We start from the raw sequence: 24,248 nt of genomic DNA, 5'->3' as shown, positions 1-24,248 counted from the left end.
GCCAGATGTATGAATGACTATCTAAGCGACATCAAATTTAATGATGCAAAGCTTGGGCGGTTCCCAATGCCAAAGGGAGCTTTTAATGTCCGAAGTCTCGCGTCGCGCTCAACTCATTCTGTTAAAGAACGATCTGGTGCTAGTTCGAAACCGCGCTGTGCGCGCCGAGCTGCAACCCGTAGTCTCACTCATTTCTAAGGCCATTACTTTAGTGTCCGATCTTCCCGAAATTCCTCAGCCGTTGCAGTTGGAAGCTGACAGCGGTATCGCGGGTAACTCGTCGATGAGCGGTCCGCTATGGAAAGTGGGTGATAAATAGCTCTGAGCCGCTCAAACTTACGGCGGGCTGCACCGGGCGGGTGTAAGGAATGGCATGCTCCAAAATGGACGTTATTCAGCTTGGTTCAGGTCCGAACTCGACGAGGGGATGGCTGTGATATCCCTCGACGGCGGTCGTATCAGCGGCGGTGACACCGTACTAAGCTATCGTGGGACCTATGAACAACACGGTGATCTCTTTACAGCGACGATTGCCACCGAGCGCCACTCTCCGGGCGACTTGCGGCTTTTCCCTGTGGATCAAGTCGAGATTGAAATTGCAGGGAGGTCAAAAGCTAGGATAGCTTCGGGCGCCGGATCCGTTAAGAAACTGCCGGGCGCGACCTTTGCTGTTACATTGATCCTAATGGCTGACTGAATCGAGCCGCGCTGCATGAATGATCCCTCGACTGAGGCCGTTCATGTCTATGAGGCTTCGAAGCATTGCCAGATCGAATAAGCGCCACCTTCAGCGCGAGTAATTCAATAGTCGGCATTGAGTTTTGTGTATTCGTGAGACTGTCTCCGCAGAGAGGGCTGTTATCGCGTTGGCCGATGATAACTCTCGCTAATCAAGCGCATAGTGACCGCCCTAGATGCGAAGTGATATTGTTTTGGCTGTGCGCGAGATGACAGGTGGACTCGGCTGGGTGGAAACGGGACGCGGTCGGGTCGCCCGCCAAAGAAGATCATCGGTGTATTCACGTCGGCAGAGGTAGCCCATAAATGGATCGAACAGTGGTCCAAAGGCTGGCAGGACACTTTTGTGGCGACGTCATCGTGAGCGCGACAGTGGGGTCGCCGGTCGTCGGGGGCGAGCAGCACAACAATCGTGGTTGGGGACGATTAGAACAGAATCCCGGCCTCAATAGCTTGTGGCTGCGTGCCGTGTGTACGTGAGTTTGGCCCTCGCCGCAGTATCGCCGCCCGCCATCCAAGAACGCGCAATCACACCGAGAAGAGCAGCCTTTCTCTGTGCGTCGAATGCGACAGAGAAAGCGACGTTATATCAATGTCCGCCGTCGCCCCGCCGTCAGCCGCTGCCGATGTGCGCTGCAGCAGACAAATGCGCAACGCCGTTATCCCTGTGGCATCGACCAAGCCGTAGTGCGTTTAGCGTGCGAGATCCTGATAATAAGCCAAGGCGGATAGCCGCAAGGACGACGAGAGATTCCCGTATTGGGTAGCCTCATCAGTCTCGAAAATGAGTGCGCTGAGAGTAATGTTTCTGAACTTCGCGATTTCTTTGAGGGCTGTCGAGAATTCCGCCTCCAGGCTGACGCTGGTCTTGCGACCAGAGACGAACACAGATCGTTTTTTGATTGGAGATTTCATCGTGTTATGCCTCCCGTCCTATGTTACTTTCTGCAAAGCGGCTGCGCCCGGTTGCCCGCGTTGCAGGTTGCCGAACAGGGGCTGCGATTAGATGGGCGCGCTCTAAACTAGGTCTCTTTCAGAGCGTTGAGAGAGATGGCGCGCGCCGAGGAACAGATAGGCCTGAGCCGGTCATAGGCATACCATCTCCTGTTAAAGTCTTCATCGCTGGTTATTATGATGAAAACCCGTGTGAAACGCGCAGCGCATTTCTTTGAACGCCTAGGCCTTGCTATGGTGGGGTCGGCGTGTGGATTGCTGGTGGCCGTCCAAGTGGGTTCCAGCTTGCCCGTTTTCAGATCGGAAGGCTTCTTGCTCATCATGATGGTAAGCGGTGCATTTGGTTTCTACTTGGGAATCGATACGCCGCCGCATGCTGTTTATGGCCAGAGCGCAAATCCCTCAAACGCCAGCACGCATGGCAGAGCTGATATGGCCGAATTTCTGAGCGCCGTCGGTACATTTATCGCTGCAGTTGCAGCGTTTGCATCCATTGGTCTTATCGCACTTCGCGACGAGCCGCCCACGCTTGGAGTAATCCTGATTGTAGTCTGCTGGGTCGTGGGAGTGGCTATGCAAGCAGTTGCCGGGGCGATCACGCGCATTCGTGCAAATTGAAGGGGACAGAGGCGCAAGCAGGACTGTAACTTCGCCAAAAGCTCAAAAGAGGGGCGCCGCGGGCTTTTATGTCTCCACCTCAGCTCGACGACAGCCTCTAGGCGATGCGCTCTTATGCACGGGTAAGCAAGAGACAGCGAAGGTCGCTTTGGCAAAGCCTGCCGCTCGGTTATCCCGATCTATGTTAAGCGATGCGCCATGTCACTTCAGTAATGCCGAAGCTCTGCCAGACAACGCGGCATGACCAGCACGTATGGAAATTGTCGAAGCTCAATTCGAACGTGAGGGGAAGAACGGCGTATTCTGAACAATCGAAACTGACGCATGCACTAGAAGCGTCAAAGCTGATCACGAGACAGTCCCGAGGCTGCGATGCGCCTTTTGGTAGCCATTTCGCTGGTCGAGCTATCGTTGTTCGTGCGAATCCTGATTTGTGGGACATGTCGGCCTCCACCAGGAATTGTTAAGACCCACCATTTCCATGAGATGTTGACCGTCAACTACTGCTGATTCCCTAAGCGGAACGGCGGGTTAGTGAAGCGTTCGTTTACCGATTAGAAAGCGTACAGACGCGCACTTGCAGTTTCCGTGAGCTGATCGAATTGCTGATGTCGCTTCACAGACTAGACCATCAAATAGAAGACCTTAGGGAGGCACGTGCCGTTGCACAGGCCTGAAGCCAGCTTACAATGGCACCATTCGCCGGCTGGTCGCCAGTCGCGCCTCGTTGTGGTCTCAATTCCGGAACCAAATCACTGGCGCAAGGGCCGATGCCCCCCGTCCGTTCAGCATGCCCGCTGCGATAAGCCGGTGTCCAGCGGTGTCTGCCGTAGCGTGCGAATGCCGCATACGCATCAGAAGAGTGTCACGATCTGCAAAAAATTTGGTGAACCGAGAAATCGATGGCGGAGACTTATACGGCAGCAACTATGAACGCATATCGCGGCTGACTGATCGGGGCGATGTGCGGATACCTTGGTGTGTCCGAACTTTGAGTGGGAGCCGAGACGAAGCTTTTAGGTTGCGAGAGGCACGTCGCATGCGGGGTGATATTAGTAGCATCCATCCCAGCACTGATAACAAAACGCAAGGCTCATCCGGCCTGACGCCGCGACGACTTGCGGTTATCGTTGTCGGTGACATAGTTGGTTACAGCCGGTTGATGGAGCTGGATGAAGAAGGTACGCACGCGCGCGTAAAGCGGATCGAGCGGGACCTAATCGAACCCACCATCACAGAGCATTCTGGCAGGTTGGTCAAAACGACAGGCGACGGATTTATTGCGATTTTCGATAGTCCGGTGGAAGCGGTGCGATGCGGAATCGTCATCCAACAAAGTATGGTTGGACGAAATGCATCCCAACCAAAACCCGCGTGGATGTCTTACAGAATAGGCGTCAATTTAGGCGACGTGATCATAGAAGACGGTGATGTTTACGGAGACGGAGTTAATATTGCCGCCCGCCTAGAGGGGCTTGCTGAACCGGGGCAGGTCTACATCTCGGGCGGAGTCTACGAGCAGATCAAGCACAAAATTGTCTGCGGATATGAATCGCTAGGTGACCGCAAAATCAAGAACATCACAGATCCGGTGAGAGTGTATCGAGTTCTCCCGGACCCATCCGCCTTCAATAAGGCACGTCGGCGCCGCGAGGGCCTCTTGGTCGCCCTTCTAACATTAATGTTGTTGGTGATTGCGAGCGGTACCGTGTGGTTCTTCGCAAATAGAAGTCATACGGGGGAGGTTGCCGATGGCGCTGCAAATCCTGGACCGCGACAGGCAGAAGTGCTGAAAGAGGTCCCGCCTGCTTCGCCCAGAACGCAAATCGAGACCACTCAATCGCAGCAGAGCCCGGCGGCGCCGACGCCCTCGCAGGCCCCGCCGCAGGCAGCGCGAGAGCCCGAAATGATTGCACTCCCCGGCGGTACATTCGCGATGGGGAGTAACGATGATATCTCGGAAAAGCCAGTTCACAAGGTTACGATCAAGCCGTTCGCTATAGGCGCGAGGCCGGTTACGGTTCGAGAGTGGAATGAGTGCGCAATAGCCAAGGCGTGTGCGCTGGAGGTAGTCGGCAGTGATGATGCGCCAGCGACGAATGTGAGCTGGAGCGATGCAAAGCAGTATGTTGCCTGGCTCTCCAGAGCGACGCGTAAACCTTACCGCCTCCCGACTGAAGCCGAGTGGGAATATGCTGCCCGCGGCGGTACGCAAACGAAGTATTGGTGGGGAGATGAATCCCGGGTGGGGATGGCCAATTGCAAGGGCTGTAGCGGTGTTCCCTCAACTGATCAACCGGGCAAGGTAGGGGCGTTCAAACCAAATCCATTCGGGCTTTACGACATGGGAGGTACGGTGGACCAATGGGTGGAAGACTGTGGTCACAGAAACTATCAGGGAGCGCCGATTGATGGTTCGGCGTGGGTCGAGAATGACTGCGGTTCTCACGTCCTTCGGTCAGGGTCGTGGAAGAATGACGTTCGCTATGTGCGCCCGTCCAATCGCGATAGTTACGATACGAATGTGAGATATCCAACCCACGGCCTGCGTATAGCGATATCGCCCTAGTCTGGTTCCGAGGAATGCATCATGAAAAATCTTCCGCTGGTATTTCTCGCTTCGACCATGATGCTGATATCCGTGCCAGCACACGCTCAAGGCAGGCCAGCCCCGAAGGACGCTGTTTTGTATTTTGTCTGGCCGCAGACTGGAAGCAAGATAAAAGGGGCGTTCTGGTGTCGCTTTGGCTTGCGTAATATGGGCGTGACCCACGCCGGTGATAATTTTCAAAACAGCGGACATCATCATCTGCTGATTGATGTATCAGATGCCATCGATCCGAAGGAGCCGATCCCTCAAGATAAGAACCATTTGCACTTTGGCGCCGGGCAAACGGAAGCCCGCATAGAATTGCCATCCGGAAAGCACACCCTGCAACTCGTCCTCGGAGACGGAAGTCACTACCCATTTAGCCCTCCCGTGGTTTCCGAAAAAATCACGGTAACGATAAGGTAGCGGGCGAGCAGCAGCTCTATTGAGAGACCGCCAGAGCAGTCCGCAAAATGAGGAGTGGAGCGGGTGTTGTCGAACTCCCACTTTGTCGAGTGGCACGGCAAAGCGGTTGCGTCTGTGAAGACCGGTTTTCCGACGGGTGTACGCCTCGCGCGACTGGATCTGATCGCAGGCAACGTAACCCCGCACACGTTGCGGCACACTGCAGCCACGTGGCTGATGCCGCGGACTGCGCCGATGTCGGAGGCCGCCGGGTTTTAGGGATGAGTGAGAAGACGTTGCGGGATACATATGGCCACCACCACCCTGATCATTTGCGTGGTGCGGCCAATGCGATGGGATCGCGGCCAGTAACGCCAAAAAGGGAAAAATTGGTTGTTGCGTTGGTTTGGGAAGAGGTTGATGAGATCGAAGCTGCCCAAGTCATTGAAATCATTGGTGGGCCCGGCAGGACTCGAACCTGCAACCAGACCGTTATGAGCGGTCGGCTCTAACCATTGAGCTACAGGCCCCGCAGGCGCGCATGCGGTGCCTGATCCCCTTACAGCGCCGGCTGCGATCCGGCAATCGTCCAGGCCGGGAAACCTGGGCCGGCGCGGCTCGCGGTCAGCGCGATCGATCGGGAGGCTGGCAGGAGCCACCGCCTTGCGCCATTCTCCGGCCGCCGAATCCAGTCGGCTGAAGGTCGGGTCCGCATGAAACGCATCGTTTGGGTTTGCTCGGCCCTGATCGCCGGCTGCGCTTTGGTCGGAGGACGCGCCGCGGCGCAAGAAGGAGCCAGGCCGATGTCGCAAACCCCGGTCCGGATGGGCACCGCGACCCCCGGCGGCGGCTTTCCGCTGTATGGCGACGCCTTCGCCGAGGTGATGAACAGAGCCGACCCGACGCTCGGCATCGTCACGCAAAACACCAAGGGCTCGACCGAGAACATCCCGCTGCTGGAGGCCGGCTCGCTCGACATCGCGCTGGTCGCCGGCGAGCCGGCCTACGAGGCCTTCATGGGGATCGGCCGCGCGCCGACCCGGCTGAAGATTCTCACCGCGATCTATTCCAACCCCGGAATGTTCGTCGTCCGCGCCGACAGCCCGTACCGGACGATTCGCGATCTGGTCGGGAAACCTGTTGCGTTCGGCGCCAAAGGCTCCGGGCTGGTGATCCTGTCGCGCTACGTGCTGGACGGGCTCGGGCTGAAACAGGACAGCGATTTTCAGGCGGTGTATCTCGATCGCGCCGGCGATGGCCCGATGATGGTGCGGGACGGCCGCGTCGCCGCTTTGTGGGGCGCCGGGCTCGGCTGGCCGGGTTTTCGCGCGATGGCCGACACCCCGGCGGCGCGCGCTTTATTGCGCCCTCCGCGGCCGAGATCGCGCAGGTGCAGGTGAAGCACAATTTCCTGAAGCCGATGACGGTGCCGGCCGGCAGCTATCCGCATCAGAACGAGCCGATCCGTTCGCTGGGGTCATGGAGCTACATTCTGGTGCGCGAGGATTTGCCGGAGGAGCTCGCCTACCGGCTGGCGAAAACGCTGCATGGCGCAGAAGTGGCGTTCGCGGCAAGGCTGCCGCAGGCCAGCGAGACGACGGCGGTGAATACGCTGGCGGCGGCGCCGGACGCCGCACTCATCCATCCCGGTGTGCTGAAGTATTTTCGCGAGATCGGGCTGGTGAAGTAGGCGCAGGATTCTCCCCCCTCTCCGCCAACGTCGAACAAATATCAATGGATTCATAAGATCAAGGGCATCGACATCATCAACTTCGAACTGCTCGGGCAGGAGGCGAGGAAGGTGATGACGTCCGGCGCATAGGCTTTTATCGCGGACTCATCGGGCGATGAGTGGACGCTGCGGGAGAACCGGCGCGCCTTCAACTATTTTCCGATCCTGACGCATCGCCTGGCGTGCATCGGCGCCAAGGATATCGATCTCGGCATCGATCCTCTCGGGCACAAATTGCCGTATCCGATCATCGCTGCGCCGATGGGCGCCCATGGTTTTGTGCGTCCCGAGGCTGAGATTGGGACGGCTTCCGGCGCGGCTGCCGCCGGCACGATTTATGAGTCATCTGGCGCCTCGGCAAACCCTCTCGAAGCAATCGCCAAGGCAGGCAGCGGTCCGAAATGGCTCCAGCTTTATTTCAACGCGGATATCGGCGTCACGCGCAGCCTGCTGCAACGCGCTCGCGACGCCGGCTATAGCGCAATCATCATAACTACCGACGCGCTGGGGCCGGGAGCCAGCGACGAATTCATTCGTCTCGGCCGGCCGTTCCCGCCGAACTTCACCTTCGACAATCATGATCCGCGCTAATGCAATTTGCAGGCGTGCAAACGATGCCGCAAAATGGATCCTTCAGGTAGCTATTGCTTTTGCGACCTGCGCAAATTAATAATCTGGAAGGGGAATATGCAGTCTCCCCTTCAGACTTCGGTCCAAGCACTGCGCAACGCTCGACTAGTCGAGATGATGCGCATGGACCGAAGCAGGCACTCAATTTCCCCCAAAGAACTATATGCCCGGCTAGGATCCGACGCGACGCCGGTTGTCGTGGACGTGCGGCCGGTTCCTTTGACGCCGTCGGACAAGCTCGTCGTGCCGGCGCATCAACGCTCACCCGGTCACGTTGAGGATTGGCGTAGTGAACTGGCTGCCGCCAGTTCAAATTTTCCGGACGACCACGATATGCTGAAGCACGGTATGGCCATCTACGACGCGCTTTATACCTGGTGCCGCAGCCTGCAAACCGAGACGCACAATTGGCCGGCCGTTGCGGTCCAGAAGTGAAGCTCGATCAGGGACGAACGTCGTGAAGAAAAGATCAATTTTGGCAGCCGCTGCGATAGCCTACATCTTCAGTGCGCAACCCGGAGCATATGCGCAGGACGGACAAACTGCTGCTGAAATTTCAGCCGCCAGCGCGGTGATCCCGCTGGCCGATTTCGATCTGGGCAAAGCCCTCGACGGCGAACGCAGGCAATGGAATGTTGTCCCGGATAGGACCGTCTCGTGCGGAGCCGCCATCGAACACTCCCGTGCAGTCTCCACTGACGAGCGAGGTTCGCTCGCGATCTACCGGTCTGCCTTGTTGAAGGACGCGGACATCAATCTTCGTTTCAAGGCGGTCGCCGGAAAATCGGATCAGGGAGGCGGCATTGCGCTGAGGATGGCATCGCCAACCAGTTATTACGTCGTCCAGATCGATGCGCTCAGGGACCGCGCCCGGCTTGTGTTGGTGAAAAATGGCGTGTTCGAGGAGATCGCCGGCATCGACGCGGATGTGACCATCGACCAGTGGCACACGCTGGCGGTTCGCGCGCAAGACGAGCGGTTCACGGTCTACCTCGACGGGGTCTGGTTGTTCACGGGCTATGACAAGACATTGTCGCGTGCGGGACGCATCGGGCTATGGGCGAAATCCGACAGCGTCACGCGGTTCGACCATGTCACCATCGCGCCGATTCCCCCGCCGGAGCTATGGAAATAATGGGCGGCTTTGAGCCGATCCCTTTCGATAACGATAACAACAAAGGATTGAGATGAGCGACATCCCCGTGAATCAGAAAATCGACGGCCAGGGACTGGGCCACGGTATTACATTCAGCGAGGCTTTCTGGGTCTGGCTGCGCATCGCGCTGCTGAGTTTCGGCGGCCCGGCCGGCCAGATCGCGGTGATGCACCGCATTCTCGTTGACGAGAAGCGATGGATTTCGGACAGCCGATTCTTGCACGCACTCAACTACTGCATGCTGTTGCCGGGACCGGAGGCGCAGCAGCTTGCGACTTACGTCGGCTGGCTGATGCATCGCACGGCCGGTGGCATCATGGCGGGCGGGTTGTTCATCCTGCCAGGTGTCATCGCGATCATGGGGCTGAGCTATATCTATGCAGCCTTTGGCAATGTCGGGTTCATCGAGGCGTTATTTTTTGGCCTGAAGGCTGCCGTTCTTGCGATTGTCATTCAGGCGGTTATTCGCGTTGGCAAGCGTGCCCTGCGCAATCCAATCATGATCAGCCTTGCCGCGGTGGCCTTTGTTGCGATCTTCTTCTTTGACGTCCCGTTCCCAATCATCATCATCGCTGCAGGCTTGATTGGGTATGTCGGCGCCAGCATGGGCCGCCCCGAATTCGCCGGCAGCGAGCACAAGGGCGGCAAACAGTCGGCCGTCGTCGATAGCCTCCTTAGCGATGAATTACCCGATCATGTGCGTCCGAGTATTTCGCGTGCGCTGAGGGTGAGCGCGGTCTGGCTTCTGCTCTGGCTGGTTCCGGTCTTCACGCTCCTGGCTCTGTACGGTCAGACAAACGTATTCAGTCAGATTGCCATTTTCTTTAGCAAGATGGCGATGGTGACGTTCGGCGGCGCCTACGCCGTTCTGGCCTACGTCGCGCAGCAGGCGGTCGAGCACTATCATTGGGTGCAGCCGCGCGAAATGCTCGACGGCCTCGGAATGGCGGAAACGACGCCCGGGCCGCTGATCATGGTCTTGCAGTTCGTGGGATTCATGGCAGCGTTTCGCGATCCCGGCTCCTTGTCGCCGATGCTTGCCGGGACGCTAGGCGGTCTGCTCGCGACCTGGGTGACGTTCACACCGTGCTTCCTGTGGATTTTCCTGGGGGCGCCGTTCATTGAGCGGTTGCGCGGCAACAAGGCCCTGGCGGGCGCGCTGTCCGCGATTACTGCCGCGGTCGTCGGCGTCATCCTCAATCTTTCGATATGGTTTGCGATCCACACGGTTTTCCGGGAGGTGGCGCCGGTGAACTCTTTCGGCCTTTCCTTCGGAATGCCGGTTCTGTCGAGCGTGGATCCCTATGCTCTGGCTCTCGCCATAGCTGCCGCTGTCGCAATCTTCCGACTCAATATCGGGATGTTGTACGTGCTTGCGGGGTCGTGCCTCGCGGGCGCCTGTCTTCGGCTCGCCGGCTTGATTTAACGGGATATTCCATGGCGATTTTCTGGTGACGGGGATGAGGTCAATCCGCTGATCCGCGCCCTGCGTGCAGGCGACATCGAAGTGACCGCGATTCACAGCCGCATGCTGGGCGAGCAGCCTCGCCTGTTTTTCGTCCACTTCCGGGCGGATGACGATGCCATCAAACTAGCGCGGGGCATCCGGGGGGCTTTGGAAAAGACAGCCATTGCCAAGGGCTGAAGCCGCGCTTTCTTGCAGAAGGAACTGGCCCGACGACCGCAGCATAAAGCAGGCCGCGATGGTGCCTTCGCGCCAATTCCATCGTCACGTCTCTTCTGGCGGCTTCGTGTGCCGGAAAAACCCGAGCAGCGCCAGGTCATAGACAATCTTCAGGCCGCCGCAGATCACAAGTGGCAAGCCGGAAAATGATCCCGCCAGCATGAAACCTGCAATGGCTGGGCTGACGGCTGACGCCAGGCTGCGCGGCACGGCGGTCACGCTGGCCGCGGCGGTACGTTCAGCCGGTGTCACCACGGCCATGACATAAGAGGAGCGGGTCGGGACATCCATCTGCGATAACGCCGATCGAATGAGCAGGAGGACCAGGACGACCGTCAGGTTCGAGGAGAATGCCACCGCGATCAGGCAGACGCTTGAGGGGATGTGTGTGAACACCATGGTGTTGACCAGCCCGATGCGTTTGGCGAGCCATGCCGCGACCGGAAAGGAAAAGGCGCTCAACAGACTGGAGCCAAAGAAAAATGCACTGGCGGCGGCAAGGGAGAGATCGAACTGCTGAAACAGCCAAAGGGCCAGCAACGATTGAACAACGAAACCGCCGGCAAAGGCATCCAGGCTGAACAAGGCCGCAAGCTTGTAGACAATGTTGCGGGATGGCCCCAGAGCCGACTTCGGGCGGCTTGCCGCGCGCATATGGTCTCGCGGCAAGCGGGTGTACAGAAGCGCAGCCAGCAATCCAAGGACGGCGTATCCGTAGAACATCAGCCGGATGGCGCTGAGTTCCGGTAGTCCCTTGGCGACGAGAAATTCCGGCAGAGCTGCTGCCAGGGATCCGGCGGCTGCCGTGAGCGAGCCGATCAGGCTGTAACGCGCAAACACGCGCGTGCGGTCGCGGTCAGCCGTCTCTTGCGTCAACAGCGCATGTTCCAGGGGTATCAACATGCCCAGGTCGCCGGCTGAAGGGTTGATGGTCCCAAGAAAGGCGACGAGCAGAATCGGAGCGACAGTCTCAACCACCGGGAACATCAGTCCGGTCAAGACGGTCAGCACGGCGCCGGCAATGAACAGGTTTCTCAGGTCGTAACGGGGGGCGACGAGCCCAACGGTCAACGTCAGCGCGGCCGTTCCAAGCAGGGAGGCGCTTGCGACGATGCCGACCTGTTGGGGCGTGAGGCCGATAGCCAAAAGATACACCGGCAGAATGATGATGGCGAAGCCATCGCCGAATCCACGAAGCGCGCGGGCGGCATATAGATTGCGAACGTCTCGCCGCAACTTTAGCGAAGCGAAGGCCATCATCTGTGGACGTGCCACATTGTCAGGCGCACACGAGTGACCTTGAGGGCATCTTCGGCGACTTGCTGCCTCGACAGGCCGATATCGGCGAGGAGCCGGTCATCAAGTTCGAGAAGTTCTCGACACTGGCACCATCGCTCGTAATGCCGGGCAATTTTGGTCAGCCATTCAAGTGGGATCTGCCAAGACCACTTAAGGTGAGGAAGTGACGCTGATACCGGTTTTCGGTAGTGTATCGATGTAGGAGTCGCGTTGCCGCAAGACATGTCCCATCTCCATAACGGAGCGAGACAACGCTTGGCCACGATGGCTCATCGGGCGGTTGTCGAAGGCCCGAGATCGACATGATATCACGTCAGCTTTTCGCACTCAAGCGAAGGAGATTGTGCTGCACTCATGGTAAGTTTCATACCCGCAGGACCGCATCCGCTTGTTTCCTCCCAGATTTAGGCCTGATCGCGTTAACTACTGCCTATCAGTATGCCTGCGGCCAGCACCAAGGCGCCGCCGACAACGATCTGAAGCGCAGCGCGCACGAACGGCGTCTCCATATAACGGTTTTGGATCCAGGCGATGGCCCACAATTCGATGAACACCACCAACCCGGCAAGTGCCGTTGCAGTCCAGAACTCCGGTATCAAATACGGCAGGGCGTGACCCAGACCGCCGATGGCAGTCATGAGGCCGGAAGCGAGGCCACGCTTGAGCGGTGATCCGCGCCCCGAAATCACACCGTCATCGTGCGCGGCCTCGGTGAAGCCCATCGAGATGCCAGCACCAACGGAGGCTGCGAGCGCCACCGTGAAGGTCGTTGAGGTCGATTGGGTGGCAAAGGCCGTCGCAAAAATTGGCGCCAGCGTCGATACCGACCCATCCATCAGACCCGCAAGCCCTGGCTGCACCCAGGTTAGAATGAACTGGCGTTTAGCCTTGTCATCCTCCTCATGCCCTGCTTCGCCGCCAAGCGTCGCTTCTTTTAATTCCTCTGCTCGATGTTCGTGTTTGCGTTCTGCAGCGGCAAGATCCCCGAGCAGCTTGCGTGTGTCGGGATCGCTGCTGGCTTGAGCTGCGCGAACGTAGAACTGTGCCGCGTCATCCTCCATACACTCCGCCTCAGCCCGGATGCGCGCGAGACCGAGGTTCTGGACCAGCCAGATGGGACGACGGGAGTAATAGCCGGCCACATGCTCGCGTCGTATCAGCGGGATGACCTTGCCGAAGCGGCGCTGGAACATATCGATCAGCAATTGGCGATGGCCGTCTTCTTCGGCTGCCATCTCGTCGAACATCGTGGATGTCGCGGGATATGCTTCGCGCAACTGCTCGGCATAGGTCGCGTAGATCCGCGCGTCATCCTCCTCGGACGAGATCGCGAGGGCCAAAACCTCCGCCTCTGAAAGGTCGGAAAAGCGTCGCCTGGACGGAAGGCCGAATAACATGGGCATCTCTTTAGAATAATTCTAAAGAGTTATTAGGGGCATCTTTCTCCGGTTGCAAGTGGCTCCCGGCTTTTCGAGCGATGGGACAGGTTATCGTGTCGCGCGGCCCCTCATTCGACGCGGATTTTGTCCGCGCCACCTTCTCCCACAAGGGGAGAAGGCGAGAGAGACTCGCGATCTTCCGTATTACTTCTTCCCCAATCCGCAGGCCGGGTCCGGCGGGCCGAACGCATCCTCGCCGGAAATCTTCGCCAGGATCTTGTAGTAGTCCCACGGATATTTCGACTCTTCCGGCGATTTGACCTGCACCAGCATCAGGTCGTGCACCATCAGCCCGTCCTCGCGCAGTTTTCCGTTGCGGGCGAAGAAATCATCGATCGGTTTCTCGCGCATCTTCGCGGCCACCTTCAGCGGCTCGTCGGTGCCGGCGTCGCGGACCGCGTTGAGATAGGCGATCACCGAGGAATACACCCCGGCCTGCCACATCGTCGGCATTCGCTTCATCTTCTCGAAATAGCGCTTCGACCATTGGCGGGTCCGGTCGTCCATGTCCCAGTAGAACGCGGTGGTCAGCAGCAGGCCCTGCGCGTTTTGCAGGCCGAGCGAATCGATATCGGTGATCAGTGCCAGCAGCGCCGCCATCTGCTGGCCGCCCTTCAGGATGCCGAATTCGCCGGCGGTCTTGATCTCGTTGATGTTGTTCGGCGGGCCGCCGGCGATGCCGATGATCTTGGCCTTCGAGGCCTGCGCCTGCAGCAAGAAGGACGACATGTCGGAGGTGCCGAACGGCGGCCGTGCTGCGCCCAGCACTTTGCCGCCGGCCCTGCTGATGACGGCGGAGGCATCGCGCTCCAGCGCATGGCCGAACGCGATATCGTCGGTGATGAAGTACCAGCTGTCGCCGCCGCGCTTCACCACCTCCTGCGCCGTGCCGACGGCCAGCGCGCGGGTGTCGAACACCCACTGCATCGCATAGGGCGAGCAGAATTTTCCGTGGAAGTCCGCGGCGCCCGTGGAATGGACGATGAGCAGTTTCTTGCGGTCGTTGGCGACGTTCTGCACAGCCAGGCCCACGGCCGAGACCGGCACGTCGACGATTAGGTCGACCTGGTCGATATCGTACCAGCGGCGCGCCAAAGCGGCGCCGACGTCCGGCTTGATCTGGTGATCGCCGACGATGATCGAGATCGGCTTGCCGAGCACGCTGCCGCCAAAATCCTCCACCGCCATCTGCGCCGCGGTGACCGAGCCCTGGCCCGACGGCGTCGAAGACGGACCGGTCATGTCGGTGAGCACGCCGATCCTGACGACGTCGTCGGAGAGCTGTGCGGAAGCGGCGGACGAAAACAATGCGAGTGCGAAGATGCTGACAACGGACAGTCTTGTGACGTACATGAAGTCGCCTCCCGAAACCGCGGCGCTTCGGCCGCTTGATGCAAGGGAGCTTAGGTCAGGCCCTGTCGTCGATCAACGCCAGCCGTTCGGCCTCGGCGATATCTTCCATCGTATTGGTATTGAAGAACGGATCGAGCGGCGCAGCCGGCCACTCCACCGTTGCCAATGGGTAGCGTCCGGTGAAGCGGCCGACCTTGCGGATGTCCTCGGCCACCAGCGCGTGGCGCAGTTCGTCGCGCAGGCGCACATCCCACAACCCGATCACCGGATGCGACTGTCCCGCGGAAGCAGCCACTGCGAGCTGCGCGCCTTCTTTGCAGCGGGCTTGATGCAGCTGTTTCACCAGATCGCGCGGCAGGAACGGGCAGTCGCCGGCGGCGCTCAGCATCCACTGAACGTCGGGCCGGTTCGTCGCCGTCCAGTCGAGCGCCGCCAGAATGCCGGCGAGGGGCCCTGGGAAATCTGCCACGCTGTCGGCGATCACCGGCAGTCCGAAGCCGTCGAAGCGCGCGGCGTCGCCATTGGCGTTGAGGATCAAGCCGTCGCATTGCGGCGCGAGGCGGTCGATGACGCGCTGCAACAGGCTGCGTCCGCCGATCTCGCGCATCGGCTTGTCGCCGCCGCCCATGCGGCGGGCGAGGCCGCCGGCAAGGATCACGGCGGGGGTAGGGATGTCACAGCGGGTCATGCAAACTGCATATGACATTCTACCGTGGGCGGCTATAACGCCACCGCACGGCGGCCCCCAAAACGACTGCGAGATGACCATCACGATCCTCGATCTCACCGGCCTGAAATGCCCGCTCCCGGCGCTGCTGACGCGCAAGGCGATGCAGCGGCTGTTGCCCGGCGATCGCCTTGAAGTGCACTGCACCGATCCGATGGCCGTGATCGATATTCCCGCGATGGTGCAGCAGAGCGGCGATCGTCTCGACAGTTCTACGCGTCGCGACGCGCTGATCATTTTTACGATCGAGAAGTGCAATGGGGCGATAGAAATTCAGAATTGAAATTGCTGCGATGCAGAGGAACCCGTTGAAAGAATTCACGGAGCCAGACTTTTTTACTATCGACTCGCGCGCACCGTTCTGGCCCTGTCCGGTTGGAATGGCGACGTAGCCGAATGCGTTTCGGAGCGTCGTCGGGGAATGCAATCACGATCAATGTAGATCGCAAGCTGCCAACAAAGGCGGCTGCATGGGGAGGTTTCATGACATCCATTGGTAGCATCGGCAATGTGCCCGGCACGCGGCCCGGCATCTTCGAACGCGAACGCATTATTGCGACCGCCGGTTTCAACCGCTGGCTGGTCCCGCCCGCCGCGCTCTGCATCCATCTGTGCATCGGCATGGCCTACGGCTTCAGCGTTTTCTGGCTTCCGCTGTCACGCGCCATCGGCGGCAACGCGCCGAAGGTCTGTGCCGATATGAGCCTGATGACCGAGTTGTTCACAACCACTTGCGATTGGCGGGTGGCGAGCCTCGGCTGGATGTTCACGCTGTTTTTCGTGCTGCTCGGCGTCTCCGCGGCGATCTGGGGCGGCTGGCTTGAGCGCGTAGGGCCGCGCAAGGCCGGCTTTGTTTCGGCACTGTGCTGGTGCGGTGGTCTCGTGCTCGGTGCCATCGGTATCTACACCCATCAATTGTGGCTGCTATGGATCGGGTCCGGTGTGATCGGCGGCATCGGGCTCGGCCTCGGCTATATCTCGCCGGTATCTACACTGGTGAAATGGTTCCCGGATCGCCGGGGCATGGCAACCGGCATGGCGATCATGGGCTTCGGCGGCGGCGCGATGATCGGTGCACCGCTCGCCAACATGCTGCTGACCTACTTCAAGACCCCGACCAGTGTCGGTGTCTGGCAGACCTTCCTCGCAATGGGCTTGATCTATTTCGTGTTCATGACCATCGGCGCGTTCTCCTACCGCATCACGCCGCCGAACTGGCGTCCTGAAGGCTGGACCCCGCCGGTGAAGGCCGATGCGATGATCACCACGGGCCATGTGCATCTCGACAATGCGCACAAGACCAAGCAGTTCTGGCTGATCTGGGGCGTGCTCTGCCTCAACGTTTCCGCCGGAATCGGCGTCATCGGCATGGCGTCGCCGATGCTGCAGGAGATTTTCGCCGGCAACCTGATCGGGCTGCCCGGCGTGCCGTTCGCCTCGCTGACGCCGGAGCAGAAGACCGCCATCGCGGCGATCGCCGCCGGCTTCACCGGCCTGATCTCACTGTTCAACATCGGCGGCCGGTTCTTCTGGGCCTCGCTGTCGGACAAGATCGGCCGCAAGAACACTTACTACACCTTCTTCCTTCTCGGCATCGTGCTGTACGCGTTCGCGCCGACCTTCGCCGCGATGGGCAGCAAGGCGCTGTTCGTCGCCGCGTTCTGCATCATCCTGTCGATGTATGGCGGCGGCTTTGCGACCATCCCGGCCTATCTCGCGGATATCTTCGGCACCCAGTTCGTCGGCGCGATCCACGGCCGGCTGCTGACGGCATGGGCGACCGCGGGCATCATCGGCCCGGTGGTCGTGAACTACATCCGTGAGTTCCAGATCGCCGCCGGCGTTCCGCAGGCACGGGTCTACGACTTCACGATGTACATCCTCGCCGGCATGCTGGTGGTCGGCCTGATCTGCAACTTCCTGGTTCGGCCGCTGGCGGCGCACTGGTTCATGAAGCCGGAAGAAGTCGCGGCCTTGCAGGCCAAGGGCGCGGCGGCCGCCAATGTCGGCGGCGGTTCGTACGGCATCGGCAAGGGCGGCCTCGACGCAAGGACCGCGGCCTTCTGGGCCTTCGTCGGCATCCCGCTGGCGTGGGGCATCTGGATCACGCTGCAGAACGCGGTCCGGATTTTCTGATTTCTGATGAATGGCCGGGAGGGACGCACGTCCCTCCCGGCTTTTTTATGCCGCGCCTATAAAACCGGTCCGACACTCCGTCTCGATTTCATATGCCGTTCTCCGCATCTTCCCTTCAACGTCGCGCGCTGGCCCGGCGGATATGGAAGACGGACAACGACCATGTTTTTTTCACGCGAAAACGAGCTTCATGATCTCGCAGGTGACGACGCCTACCGCTCCTGGCTGATCAGCCGCAACCAGGCGCCGATCGTCCATCATTCCGGCGAGATGCACTGGAAGCGGCTGCAGATTCTGGCGCGCCATGCCGTCCGCCACGTCAAGGGTTTCTTCGCCGCCATCCGCGTGGCTCTGGTGGCTGACAAGATGCGCCGCGCGCAGCGCCACCTTGAGCCCCACGGCATCCGTGTGCCGAAATCCCGCATCAACGATCGGAGGGCCACATGAGCCACGATCGCTCGGCCGCGATGTTCGCGCGGGTCAGTTCCTACGGCAAATACGCCGCGGTATTTCTGAAGCATCTGCGCGGCCTGTGGGATGCGCCGGTCAGCTATCGTCGCGAGGCGCATTACATGCGCGGGCCCGGCCCGAAATGGCGGGAGAAGCAGGCCGGCGCAAAGGCCGCGAGAAATGGCATGGCCGATCGCTAGGCCATCTGCACTAAGGCCCTAATGCCGCCGCCATCGCTTCCGCGATGGCGGTTTTTTCAGGTCTCGCCAATGCCACGATCGGCAGCCGCACACGGGGCAAGCACAGATCGCGCAGGCTGAGCGCGTATTTCAGCGACGCCGGCGTCGCATCCTGCGCCAGCACGGTGGCAAGTGGTGCGATCCTGTCCATCAGGTGGGTGGCGTAGACCGCTCCTTGCTGTCGGCCCGTCTGATACAGTTCGTGCATCAGGCCGGGCGTGATGCTGGCGATCGAGCAGATGCTGCCGTCGCCTGCGTAGAACAGGAACGCCATGGTCGTGGCGTTGTGGCCCGACAGCAGCCGAAAGCCGCGCGGCAGGCCACCGCGCAGCCGCAGCGGGCGGGTGATGTCGCCGCTGCCGTCGCACAGGCCGATGAATTGCGCGGACTCCGCAAGCTGCAACAACGTCTCGTCCGCGAGCGGCCGCATCGTGCGGCAGGGTGCATCGTGTACGATGATCGGCAGCGACGTGGCTGCCGCAACAGCGCGGAAATGCGCTGCGATGCCGGCCTGGGTCGGCCTGTTGTAATACGGCACGACGGAGAGGATGGCGTCGGCGCCCGCAGCTTCGACGTTTTGCGTCAGCGTGATGGCGTGAGCAGTGGCGTTCGAGCCGGCGCCGGCGATCACCTTGACGCGGCCGCGCGCCGTTGCCACGGCGGTCCGGACCAGGGCGTCGTGTTCGTCGATGGTCAGCGTGGGGAGTTCGCCCATGGTCTCGCCGACCAGCAGTGCGCTGACGTCGGCTTCCACCTGCTGTTCGCAGAGACGAGCGAAGGCGATGAGGTCGATGCCGTCGTGCTCGTCGAACGGTGTCGGCAGGTCGGCGATGACGCCGGCCAGCCACGGATAGTCCAATGCGGAGGTCATGGGAAATGGCTCAGGCCGCGTGCGCGGTGGTCTCGGCGGGCACCGCGGCGAGCGCCATGACAGCGGCTGATGGCTGTGCCGCCATATCCAGCTCAAGCAGGCAGCCGATGGCGATGATGGCTTCGGGATGTTGGCCGTTCTCGAACAAAGCGTAGCGCACGGCGGCGGCGCGGTGGGTGAACAGGCCGCCATAGAGGCCATTCTGCTCCTGCACGACCCACTGGCCGCGGCTGTTGCGGCCTATCAGAACAAGGGACGTGCGACATGAGGGAGGTTCGGCGATTTCCACTTGAAGTCTCCTGGGGAGGGTAGTCGGGGGATGAAGTCGCCGGTGCTCAGGCGAAGTTGTCGCACAGCACCGGCTGGAATTCGGCGTCACCGAGAGGCGACGCCGGGGCGGAGGTGAGGTGCGACGGCGCGAGGTCGGCGGTGGCCGCGAGCAAGGCGCTGACGATCGCCAGCGCCATGCACGGATGGTGCGCTTCGGTTGGCGTATCCAACCATTCCGGCATGGCGGAGCGGCTGGAGAGCGCGCAATACCATTCGCCGTCGTCATAAACGAGGCGGCGTACCCGCCAGTTCGGCAGTTGCAGCGCCACCAGCGCCAATGCGGCGTCGTTCCAGGCCCTTGCTGCGATCAGCACTTTCAACCTGGTCACGGCGACTACCTGATGCATCGGCTCACCGCCTTCACAGGCGGTCGCGAGCAATTCGGTGAACAATGCCGTAGTCGGGGTGGTGCTGGCGGCGAACGCCGGCTCGGCGGTGACGTCCTCTAAGGTGCGAAAGACTTGCATGGCCTGTCTCGTCTGTCAGCGGTCCCAACAGCGACCGCGCCCCACAAGATGGACCGGTGGCCATTTGAAAACGAGACGTGTCGGGGGGCCGAGATATAGGGACGGCATAAAGACCCGCGACGTCCAGACAGGAACGATCATCCGCTGCCAAGATTATTTCCGGTCAATCATGGAGGTATCATCAATGGCAAAGTATTCGAAAAAGGCCTCGGCGAACGTCGAGCGCTCGATGAAGAAGCGCAAGGCCGGCACGCTGAAGAGCGGGAAATCCGGCAAGACGGTGAAGAGCCGCAAGCAGGCGATCGCGATCGGCCTGTCGGAAGCCCGTGCCGAAGGCAAGAAGGTGCCAAAGAAGAAATCAGCCAGGAAGGTCGTGAAGAAAGCGGCCAAGATAATAGCCAAGAAAACAACCAGGAAAACCGCGGCAAGGAAAACCGCGGCGAAAAAGAAATCCAGTAAGAAATAACTGCGCTCGATCTCGCAACGGGTCGTCCCTGCACTCTCGCGGGGATGACTTCCCGGTTGGTATCAACGGCTTTCTAACGATCAGCCGGCCTTGCGCTGGCGCGCCGGCGAGCGGTGCACGGCCTTCTTGGCGGGACGACGCGCGGGGCGCGCTGCGGTTGCCCTCTTGGCCGTGGCCGAAGCTTTCGCCGGGGCTGCAGCCTTGCCACCCTTCAGGCTCTGCTTGAGCGCGTCCATCAGGCTGATCACATTGTCGGGGCGGTCTTCCTTCTCCGCCGTCTTCACCGGCTTGCCGGACACCTTGCTCGCGACCAGTTTCTTCAGCGCGGTCTCATAGTGGTCCTCGAATTTCGAGGGATCGAAATGCGCAGCCTTGCTGTCGAGGATGTGGACCGCAAGGTCGATCATGTCCTTTGAGATCTTCGGGTTCTTGATGTCGTCGAAATAGTCTTCCTCGTCGCGCACCTCGTAGGGGTAACGCAACGTGGTGCCGATCAGGCCCTGGCCCAGCGGCTCGATGGCAATGATGTGCTCGCGATTGGTCAGCACGATGCGCGCCAATGCCACGCGATCCTTGTCCTTCATGGCGTCGCGGATCACCGCGAAGGCTTCCATGCCGGCCTTGCCGTCGGGGGCGATGTAATAGGGATTGTTGAGATAGCGTTTATCGATCTCGTCCCGCGGCACGAAGCTGTCGATATCGATCGTGTGGTTGCTCTCGATCTGCACCTCGTCGAGGTCTTCCTTGGCGATCTCGATATATTCGCCCTTGGCTACCTCGTAGCCGCGGCCCTTTTGTTCTTTCTCGACGACGTCGCCGGTCTCGGCGTCGATCATCTGCTGCTTCAGGCGGTTGCCGGTTTGTGTGTTGATCATGTGGAAGCGGGTTTTCTCGACCGTGGTCGAGGCCGGATAGAGCGCGACGGGGCAAGTGACGAGCGAGAGTTTAAGGGAGCCTTTCCAGTAGGCGCGGGGCGGGGCCATGCTACGTCCTCCAACTCAGGTACTGAATGTGGCCCACGACGCAGCAAAGCCTTGCGCAGGCGGGATAGTCTGGGAACTTCAACGGCAATTGCTGGTTTTGGTTCCGGGCCGGAACACTTGGCCGGGTAGTGTCAGCGGGGTATTTCCGTGGTCGACAAACAGCTTTCTTTGTACCGCAAGAAGCGCGACTTCGGGCAGACGCAGGAGCCCTCCGGCGACGCCGCGGTGGCGCGCTCGAAGCGGCGGCGTTTTGTGATCCAGAAGCATGATGCGACCAGGCTGCATTACGACCTCCGGCTGGAATGGGGCGGCGTGTTCAAGTCCTGGGCGGTGACGCGCGGGCCGTCGCTCGATCCCGCCGACAAGCGGCTGGCCGTCGAGGTCGAAGACCATCCGCTGGATTACGGCGACTTCGAGGGCACCATCCCCCGGGGGCAATATGGCGGCGGCACGGTGCAGTTGTGGGACCGCGGCTACTGGGAATCCGACAATCCCGAACAGGGCTTCAAGAAGGGCGACCTGAAATTCACACTGGAAGGCGACAAGCTGCACGGCGGCTTCGTGCTGGTGCGGATGAAGCACGACCGCAATGGCGGCAAGCGCACCAACTGGCTGCTGATCAAGCACCGCGACGAGTTCGTCAAAGAGGGGAAGGACAACAAGGTCCTTGATGCGGATGCGTCCGTGGCTTCCGGGCGGTCGATGGCCGACATCGCCGCCGGTAGGGGGAAAGCGCCCAAGCCGTTCATGACCGGCAAGTCTGCCAGGACCAAAGCCGATGCCGTCTGGGATTCCAGCCAAGGCCCGGCGGCGGACGAGCGTGCCGGCAAGACGGTGAAAACCGCAGCGGTGAAAACCGTAGCGGAGAAGGCCAGCGCGAAGTCGCCAAAGCCGAAGAAGGTCACCGCGATGCCGGGCTTCGTCGCCCCGCAGCTTTGCATCTCCGTGGAGCGGCCGCCTTCCGCCGCCGGCTGGGTGCATGAGATCAAGTTCGACGGCTACCGCATGCAGCTCCGCACCGAAGACGGTGTGGCTACGCTGAAGACCCGCAAGGGGCTGGACTGGACCGCTAGATTCCAGGCCATCGCCGACGAGGCCGCCGGGCTGCCGGATGCGATCATCGACGGCGAGATCGTGGGGCTGGATTCCCGGGGCGCGCCGGATTTCGCGGCGCTCCAGGCGGCGCTGTCCGACGGCAGAACCGACACGCTGATCTTCTTCGTGTTCGACCTGTTGTTCGCCGATGGCGAGGATCTGCGCAAGTTGTCGCTCGATCAGCGCAAGGCGCGGTTGAAGAACTTGCTCGAGTCCAGCAGCGGCAAACGCAAGCAGGGCCTGATCCGCTACGTCGATCATTTCGAGACCGGCGGCGACGCCATCCTGCAATCAGCGTGCAGATTGTCGCTGGAAGGCATCGTCTCCAAGAAACTGTCATCGACCTACGTGTCCGGCCGATCCGATAACTGGTCCAAGGCGAAGTGCCGCGCCGGTCATGAGGTCGTGATCGGGGCGTGGAAGGGCAACGCCGGAAAATTCCGCTCGCTGATGGTGGGCGTGCACCGCGGCGATCACCTGGCCTATGTCGGCGTGGTCGGTACCGGCTTCGGCCAGGTCAAGGTGAAGGCGATCATGCCGGCGCTGAGGAAGGCGGCGGCCAACACCAGCCCGTTCGGTGGTAAGCAGACGCCGCCGGGCGGCCGCGAGGTGCACTGGCTCAAACCTGAACTGGTGGCGGAGATCGAGTTCGCCGGCTTCACCGGCGCCGGCCTGGTGCGGCAGGCCTCGTTCAAGGGGGTGCGGCAGGACAAGCCGGCCGCGGAGGTCGAGGCCGAAACGCCGAAGAAGACTGAACTCGCCGAGCCCAAGCCGCGCGCGAAAAAGGCCGCACCTTCGAAGAAAGCGCCGGCCAGGGCCACGCCCGCGAAACCATCGAGCAACTCGGCGACTGTGATGGGCGTGGCGATCTCCAAGCCCGACAAGGAGCTGTGGCCAGACGCCTTTGACGGCAAGCCGGTGACGAAGCGCGACCTCGCCGAATATTTCGAGGCGGTCGGCGGCTGGATGATCGGTCATCTCAAGGGGCGGCCGTGTTCGATCATACGCGCGCCGGATGGCATCAAGGGCCATCAGATGTTCTTCCAGCGCCACGCGATGCCGGGGACCTCGAACCTGCTGGAGCTCGTGAAAGTCTCCGGCGACCGCAAACCCTATCTGCAGATCGACCGCGTCGAAGGCCTGGCGGCGGTGGCGCAGATCGGCGGGCTGGAATTGCATCCGTGGAATTGCGCGCCGGACCTGCCTGAAGTGCCGGGCCGGCTGGTATTCGATCTCGATCCCGCCCCCGATGTTGAATTCTCAGTGGTGATGGACGCCGCGCGCGAAATGCGCGAGCGGCTGACGGCGCTTGGTCTGGAGTGCTTCTGCAAGACAACCGGCGGCAAGGGCCTGCATGTGGTGACGCCGCTGGCCTATGGCGCAAAAGACAGGGTGGACTGGAAGGTCGCAAAGGCCTTTGCGCAGGGCGTCTGCCAGCAGATGGTCGATGACGATCCGGATCGCTACCTGATCAACATGTCGAAGAAGCTGCGCGGTGGAAAAATCTTCCTCGATTATCTGCGCAACGACCGCATGTCGACCGCGGTCGCCGTGCTGTCGCCCCGCGCCCGCGACGGCGCCACGGTGTCGATGCCGCTGAGCTGGGCGCAGTTGCGTAGCGATCTCGACCCGCGGAAATTCACCATACGCAGCGTGCCGGCGTTGCTGAAGAAGACCAAAGCGTGGGGCGGCTATGACGAGGCCGCAAGGCCGTTGAAGCCGGCGATCAAGAAACCGGGGAAGTAGCTTCCACATAAACTGCTGTCATCGCCCGGCTTGACCGGGCGACCCAGTACACGTCGGCCTTTGCTTTGAACATTCGTCTTGCGTGTACTGGATCACCCGCCTGCGCGGGTGATGACACCGAGCGGGTGGACTGACTCGCG

General features: G+C 60.7%; 25 protein-coding genes, 1 tRNA gene and 3 pseudogenes. 18 read left to right on the top strand and 11 right to left on the bottom strand.

The features are described 5' to 3' along the window. The first annotated feature begins 85 nt into the window (after nt 1-85). The gene (locus JWQ24_RS13040) at nt 86-319 is read left to right on the top strand and encodes a hypothetical protein (RefSeq protein ID WP_299808351.1); all 234 of its coding nucleotides are present in this window, start codon (nt 86-88) and stop codon (nt 317-319) included. Between the two features lie 54 nt (nt 320-373). Continuing rightward, complete coding sequence (locus JWQ24_RS13035; RefSeq protein ID WP_299808348.1) at nt 374-697, top strand: hypothetical protein; 324 nt, start codon at nt 374-376, stop codon at nt 695-697. A 734-nt stretch (nt 698-1,431) separates the two neighbouring features. On the opposite strand, the gene JWQ24_RS13030 is transcribed toward JWQ24_RS13035, so the two are convergent. Then, nucleotides 1,432-1,653, bottom strand: a complete 222-nt coding sequence (locus tag JWQ24_RS13030; RefSeq protein ID WP_299808345.1) for a ribbon-helix-helix domain-containing protein — start codon at nt 1,651-1,653, stop codon at nt 1,432-1,434. A 219-nt stretch (nt 1,654-1,872) separates the two neighbouring features. Here JWQ24_RS13030 and JWQ24_RS13025 point away from each other — a divergent pair, with 219 nt between their 5' ends. The 4 genes and pseudogenes from JWQ24_RS13025 to JWQ24_RS13010 form a co-directional block, all read left to right on the top strand. Further along, entirely contained in the window at nt 1,873-2,310 is a 438-nt protein-coding gene (locus JWQ24_RS13025; protein WP_299808342.1) for a hypothetical protein, read from the top strand. 1,039 nt (nt 2,311-3,349) lie between these two features. Further along, complete coding sequence (locus tag JWQ24_RS13020) at nt 3,350-4,879, top strand: SUMF1/EgtB/PvdO family nonheme iron enzyme (protein WP_299808339.1); 1,530 nt, start codon at nt 3,350-3,352, stop codon at nt 4,877-4,879. Between the two features lie 21 nt (nt 4,880-4,900). After that, nucleotides 4,901-5,326 carry a DUF4399 domain-containing protein gene (locus JWQ24_RS13015; protein ID WP_299808336.1) on the top strand — a complete coding sequence of 142 codons (426 nt, stop codon included), beginning with the start codon at nt 4,901-4,903 and terminating at the stop codon, nt 5,324-5,326. Nucleotides 5,327-5,401: 75 nt separating this feature from the next. Further along, a pseudogene (locus tag JWQ24_RS13010) lies at nt 5,402-5,661 on the top strand (site-specific integrase); the annotation flags it as partial. A gap of 98 nt (nt 5,662-5,759) precedes the next feature. On the opposite strand, the gene JWQ24_RS13005 reads toward JWQ24_RS13010, so the two are convergent. Further along, a tRNA-Ile gene (locus JWQ24_RS13005) sits at nt 5,760-5,835 on the bottom strand. 183 nt (nt 5,836-6,018) lie between these two features. Here JWQ24_RS13005 and JWQ24_RS13000 point away from each other — a divergent pair. From JWQ24_RS13000 to JWQ24_RS12975, 6 genes and pseudogenes are all read left to right on the top strand, one after another. Then, nucleotides 6,019-6,995: pseudogene (locus JWQ24_RS13000) on the top strand (TAXI family TRAP transporter solute-binding subunit). 138 nt (nt 6,996-7,133) lie between these two features. Next, a complete protein-coding gene (locus JWQ24_RS12995) occupies nt 7,134-7,628 on the top strand; it encodes an alpha-hydroxy-acid oxidizing protein (protein ID WP_299808367.1) in 495 nt (164 codons plus the stop codon). A gap of 96 nt (nt 7,629-7,724) precedes the next feature. Continuing rightward, nucleotides 7,725-8,102, top strand: coding sequence for a hypothetical protein (locus tag JWQ24_RS12990; protein WP_299808333.1), 378 nt, complete (start codon nt 7,725-7,727; stop codon nt 8,100-8,102). A gap of 22 nt (nt 8,103-8,124) precedes the next feature. Beyond that, the gene (locus JWQ24_RS12985; protein ID WP_299808330.1) at nt 8,125-8,802 is read left to right on the top strand and encodes a family 16 glycoside hydrolase; all 678 of its coding nucleotides are present in this window, start codon (nt 8,125-8,127) and stop codon (nt 8,800-8,802) included. A gap of 52 nt (nt 8,803-8,854) precedes the next feature. After that, nucleotides 8,855-10,249, top strand: coding sequence for a chromate efflux transporter (gene chrA / locus JWQ24_RS12980; RefSeq protein ID WP_299808328.1), 1,395 nt, complete (start codon nt 8,855-8,857; stop codon nt 10,247-10,249). A gap of 30 nt (nt 10,250-10,279) precedes the next feature. After that, nucleotides 10,280-10,468: pseudogene (locus tag JWQ24_RS12975) on the top strand (DUF1259 domain-containing protein); the annotation flags it as partial. An 84-nt stretch (nt 10,469-10,552) separates the two neighbouring features. Here the strand turns inward: JWQ24_RS12975 and JWQ24_RS12970 are convergent. From JWQ24_RS12970 to mobA, 5 genes are all read right to left on the bottom strand, one after another. Then, nucleotides 10,553-11,767, bottom strand: coding sequence for an MFS transporter (locus JWQ24_RS12970; protein WP_299808326.1), 1,215 nt, complete (start codon nt 11,765-11,767; stop codon nt 10,553-10,555). Continuing rightward, the gene (locus tag JWQ24_RS12965) at nt 11,764-12,030 is read right to left on the bottom strand and encodes a DUF1127 domain-containing protein (protein ID WP_299808324.1); all 267 of its coding nucleotides are present in this window, start codon (nt 12,028-12,030) and stop codon (nt 11,764-11,766) included. Before JWQ24_RS12965 ends, JWQ24_RS12970 begins: the two co-directional genes overlap by 4 nt. A 195-nt stretch (nt 12,031-12,225) precedes the next feature. Further along, the gene (gene mbfA, locus JWQ24_RS12960; RefSeq protein ID WP_299808322.1) at nt 12,226-13,203 is read right to left on the bottom strand and encodes an iron exporter MbfA; all 978 of its coding nucleotides are present in this window, start codon (nt 13,201-13,203) and stop codon (nt 12,226-12,228) included. A 186-nt stretch (nt 13,204-13,389) separates the two neighbouring features. After that, nucleotides 13,390-14,598, bottom strand: coding sequence for an ABC transporter substrate-binding protein (locus JWQ24_RS12955; RefSeq protein WP_299808319.1), 1,209 nt, complete (start codon nt 14,596-14,598; stop codon nt 13,390-13,392). Nucleotides 14,599-14,653: 55 nt separating this feature from the next. After that, complete coding sequence (mobA, locus tag JWQ24_RS12950; protein ID WP_299808317.1) at nt 14,654-15,286, bottom strand: molybdenum cofactor guanylyltransferase MobA; 633 nt, start codon at nt 15,284-15,286, stop codon at nt 14,654-14,656. Between the two features lie 73 nt (nt 15,287-15,359). Here mobA and JWQ24_RS12945 point away from each other — a divergent pair, with 73 nt between their 5' ends. From JWQ24_RS12945 to JWQ24_RS12930, 4 genes are all read left to right on the top strand, one after another. Beyond that, nucleotides 15,360-15,608, top strand: coding sequence for a sulfurtransferase TusA family protein (locus tag JWQ24_RS12945; protein WP_299808314.1), 249 nt, complete (start codon nt 15,360-15,362; stop codon nt 15,606-15,608). A 200-nt stretch (nt 15,609-15,808) separates the two neighbouring features. Next, nucleotides 15,809-17,461: an OFA family MFS transporter gene (locus tag JWQ24_RS12940; RefSeq protein WP_299808311.1), complete on the top strand. Its 1,653-nt coding sequence runs from the start codon at nt 15,809-15,811 to the stop codon at nt 17,459-17,461. A gap of 162 nt (nt 17,462-17,623) precedes the next feature. Continuing rightward, nucleotides 17,624-17,908, top strand: coding sequence for a hypothetical protein (locus JWQ24_RS12935; protein ID WP_299808309.1), 285 nt, complete (start codon nt 17,624-17,626; stop codon nt 17,906-17,908). Next, nucleotides 17,905-18,111, top strand: coding sequence for a hypothetical protein (locus JWQ24_RS12930; RefSeq protein WP_299808306.1), 207 nt, complete (start codon nt 17,905-17,907; stop codon nt 18,109-18,111). The genes JWQ24_RS12935 and JWQ24_RS12930 overlap by 4 nt, the downstream gene beginning before the upstream one ends. A 10-nt stretch (nt 18,112-18,121) precedes the next feature. Here the strand turns inward: JWQ24_RS12930 and dapA are convergent, their stop codons facing one another. Genes dapA through JWQ24_RS12915 form a run of 3 tightly spaced genes read right to left on the bottom strand, consistent with a single transcriptional unit; the run spans nt 18,122 to nt 19,818 of the window. Beyond that, on the bottom strand, nt 18,122-19,021 hold the full coding sequence (gene dapA, locus JWQ24_RS12925) for a 4-hydroxy-tetrahydrodipicolinate synthase (protein ID WP_299808303.1): 900 nt from the start codon (nt 19,019-19,021) through the stop codon (nt 18,122-18,124). Between the two features lie 10 nt (nt 19,022-19,031). Then, entirely contained in the window at nt 19,032-19,310 is a 279-nt protein-coding gene (locus JWQ24_RS12920) for a hypothetical protein (protein ID WP_299808300.1), read from the bottom strand. A 46-nt stretch (nt 19,311-19,356) separates the two neighbouring features. Further along, a complete protein-coding gene (locus JWQ24_RS12915; protein ID WP_299808297.1) occupies nt 19,357-19,818 on the bottom strand; it encodes a hypothetical protein in 462 nt (153 codons plus the stop codon). 184 nt (nt 19,819-20,002) lie between these two features. On the opposite strand from JWQ24_RS12915, the gene JWQ24_RS12910 reads away from it, so the two are divergent. After that, nucleotides 20,003-20,284 (top strand): DUF6496 domain-containing protein, encoded by a 282-nt coding sequence (locus JWQ24_RS12910; RefSeq protein ID WP_299808294.1) that lies wholly within the window; start codon nt 20,003-20,005, stop codon nt 20,282-20,284. A gap of 80 nt (nt 20,285-20,364) precedes the next feature. On the opposite strand, the gene JWQ24_RS12905 is transcribed toward JWQ24_RS12910, so the two are convergent. Then, entirely contained in the window at nt 20,365-21,267 is a 903-nt protein-coding gene (locus tag JWQ24_RS12905; protein ID WP_299808291.1) for a Ku protein, read from the bottom strand. Between the two features lie 147 nt (nt 21,268-21,414). Here JWQ24_RS12905 and ligD point away from each other — a divergent pair, with 147 nt between their 5' ends. Next, complete coding sequence (gene ligD / locus JWQ24_RS12900) at nt 21,415-24,108, top strand: DNA ligase D (RefSeq protein ID WP_299808288.1); 2,694 nt, start codon at nt 21,415-21,417, stop codon at nt 24,106-24,108. The last annotated feature ends 140 nt before the right edge of the window (nt 24,109-24,248 follow it).

The sequence above is a fragment of the Tardiphaga sp. genome (assembly GCF_028290495.1).
GTDB lineage: Bacteria > Pseudomonadota > Alphaproteobacteria > Rhizobiales > Xanthobacteraceae > Tardiphaga.
The sequence above is the reverse complement of the archived record's forward strand: the minus strand, read 5'-3'. Positions and strand labels throughout refer to the sequence as shown.